The 2,853-nt window shown below is 40.2% G+C and carries 5 protein-coding genes; all 5 read left to right on the forward strand.

What is annotated here, in order from left to right; all coding sequences use genetic code 11:
* The first annotated feature begins 227 nt into the window (after positions 1-227).
* Positions 228-518, forward strand: coding sequence for a 30S ribosomal protein S6 (rpsF, locus tag WKI42_RS10010; protein WP_001151785.1), 291 nt, complete (start codon positions 228-230; stop codon positions 516-518).
* Positions 519-529: 11 nt separating this feature from the next.
* Positions 530-1,000, forward strand: a complete 471-nt coding sequence (ssbA, locus tag WKI42_RS10015) for a single-stranded DNA-binding protein SsbA (RefSeq protein WP_000609606.1) — start codon at positions 530-532, stop codon at positions 998-1,000.
* 31 nt (positions 1,001-1,031) lie between these two features.
* The gene (gene rpsR, locus WKI42_RS10020) at positions 1,032-1,271 is read left to right on the forward strand and encodes a 30S ribosomal protein S18 (RefSeq protein ID WP_000068664.1); all 240 of its coding nucleotides are present in this window, start codon (positions 1,032-1,034) and stop codon (positions 1,269-1,271) included.
* A 172-nt stretch (positions 1,272-1,443) separates the two neighbouring features.
* Positions 1,444-1,947, forward strand: coding sequence for a GNAT family N-acetyltransferase (locus WKI42_RS10025; protein ID WP_368081847.1), 504 nt, complete (start codon positions 1,444-1,446; stop codon positions 1,945-1,947).
* A gap of 82 nt (positions 1,948-2,029) precedes the next feature.
* Positions 2,030-2,853: Cof-type HAD-IIB family hydrolase (locus WKI42_RS10030; RefSeq protein WP_368081848.1), on the forward strand; the 824-nt coding region annotated here is incomplete at its 3' end.

The raw sequence follows: 2,853 nt of genomic DNA on the forward strand, positions 1-2,853 counted from the left end.
GCTTGGACTTCTTGGAGTCCTAGGTGGATTTGGACTTCTTGCTCGCAAGAAAAAAGAAGACTAAAAACTCATAGTTTTTGAGAAGATGATTCGTCATCTTCTTTTTTTATTTTAGTGTTTTTACTTGCGTAAAAAAATTTTTTCTAGTATAATAGTTTATTGTGAGCGAACCTCACTTACCCCTTGCAAAGTCTTGGGGTCATTAGACCAAAAGGAGGAACATATCAATGGCTAAATACGAAATTCTTTATATCATTCGTCCAAACATTGAAGAAGAAGCTAAAAACGCTTTGGTAGCACGTTTTGACTCTATTTTGACTGACAACGGTGCAACTGTTGTTGAATCAAAAACTTGGGAAAAACGTCGTCTTGCATACGAAATCCAAGATTTCCGTGAAGGACTTTACCACATCGTTAACGTTGAAGCAAACGACGATGCAGCTCTTAAAGAGTTTGACCGTCTTTCAAAAATCAACGCTGACATTCTTCGTCACATGATCGTCAAAATTGACGCGTAAGAAGGTAAACTATGATTAACAATGTTGTACTTGTAGGGCGTATGACACGTGACGCTGAGTTGCGTTATACCCCATCAAATGTAGCAGTTGCGACTTTTACTCTTGCAGTAAACCGTACATTTAAGAGTCAAAATGGCGAACGTGAGGCTGATTTTATCAATGTCGTTATGTGGCGCCAACAGGCTGAGAACCTTGCTAATTGGGCTAAAAAAGGCTCACTTATCGGGGTGACAGGTCGTATCCAGACTCGTAGTTACGATAACCAGCAAGGACAACGTGTCTACGTGACAGAGGTCGTGGCTGAGAATTTCCAAATGTTGGAAAGCCGTAGTGTGCGTGAGGGTCATACAGGTGGAGCTTACTCTGCACCAACTGCAAACTATTCAGCGCCTACAAATTCAGTACCAGACTTTTCACGTGATGAAAATCCATTTGGAGCAACAAATCCATTGGATATTTCAGATGATGATTTACCATTCTAATGGACAACTAAAATTATAAAGGAGAAAAAACATGGCTCAACAACGTCGTGGCGGATTCAAACGCCGTAAAAAAGTTGATTACATCGCAGCAAACAAAATTGAATATGTTGATTACAAAGATACTGAGCTTCTTAGCCGTTTCGTTTCAGAACGTGGGAAAATCCTTCCTCGTCGTGTAACAGGAACTTCAGCTAAAAACCAACGTAAAGTAACAACAGCTATCAAACGCGCTCGCGTAATGGCTTTGATGCCTTTCGTAAACGAAGATTAAAAAAGAGGTCCGGGTGGACCTCTTTTTCAGACCCGTTTGGGTCTTTTTTTCACGAGCCTTAAAATGAGAGCGCGAGTTGGGCCTGGGTGGACCTCTTTTTCACTAGATAGTTTTTTTCTGACCTTGGCGTGCTATAATGGTAATAGAAAGAGTAAAGGTGGGTAAGTCAAAGATGAATTGTACGATTAGAAATATGATTAAGTCTGATATTGAATCCTTATCTCATGGCTTTATGAATCAAGGTTGGCCTGGTAGAGAGGAAATTTTGGCTAGATATTTTCTGGAACAGGAAAGTGGGGAGAGAGAAGTCTTAGTTGCAGAGATTGATGGTGCTGTAGCGGGCTACGTTACCATTTTACCTTTGGCTAAACATGGTCCTTTTGCAGCAGTCTATCCAGAATTATCAGATTTTAATGTGTTTGAGCCTTTTAGAAATCAAGGGATTGGGAATCAATTGCTAGAAGAAGCAGAAAAACGAGTCAAGTTTGTTTCGAGTAAGGTCACTCTTGGTGTAGGTTTGCACTTAGGCTATGGCCCTGCCCAGAGATTGTACATCAAACGAGGCTATATTCCAGATGGTTCAGGCGTTTGGTATCGAAATCAACCCTTGGAAATGAATGCTACTATTCAAAATAATGATGATTTAGTTCTGTACTTATCCAAGAAGTTCGAATAAGAGATAGCGAATTTCTTTGAAAATAGGGGATTTCTCTACTTTATGGTATAATGGAAAGAGTTAGATTGAAAGAGGTAGTGAGATGGATGCCAAATTAAGATACAAGGCAAAGAAGATCAAGATTGTCTTTTTTGATATTGATGATACATTGCGAAATTCCAAGACTGGTTTTATTCCGCCTTCAATCCCAACTGTTTTTAAGCAATTACGTGAGAAAGGAATCTTGACAGGTATTGCTTCTGGACGAGGGATTTTTGGTGTAGTGCCAGAAATTCGTGAACTCAAGCCTGACTTTTTTGTGACCCTGAATGGGGCTTATATCGAAGATAAAAAAGGTCAGGTCATTTATCAGCATCAGATTGAGAAATCAGATGTTGAGGAGTATATTTCTTGGGCCAAGCAAGAGGGAATTGAGTATGGTTTGGTTGGGAGTCATGATGCCAAGTTGTCTACTCGCACCGATATGATTAGTGAAGCGATTAATCCAATTTACCCCGATTTGGATGTGGACCCTGATTTCCATGATAAAGAAGACATCTATCAGATGTGGACTTTTGAAGATAAGGGAGATGACTTGCACTTGCCTGATAGTCTCTCAGACAAACTTCGCATGGTTCGTTGGCATCAACATTCGTCTGATATTGTGCCGATTTCAGGCTCCAAAGCGACGGGGGTGGAAAAGGTTGTGGAACACCTTGGCTTGAAACCAGACAACGTCATGGTCTTTGGAGATGGGCTCAATGACTTGGAACTCTTTGATTATGCTGGGATCAGCGTTGCCATGGGAATTTCTCATGATAACATCAAAGAAAAAGCAGATTATATTACAAAAACATTAGAAGAAGATGGCATTTTTGATGCCTTAGAAGGATTTGGTATGGTAGAAAAAGAATTGCATTTCCCACA

The sequence above is a fragment of the Streptococcus pseudopneumoniae genome (assembly GCF_038148935.1).
In the GTDB taxonomy this organism is placed as follows: domain Bacteria; phylum Bacillota; class Bacilli; order Lactobacillales; family Streptococcaceae; genus Streptococcus; species Streptococcus pseudopneumoniae_U.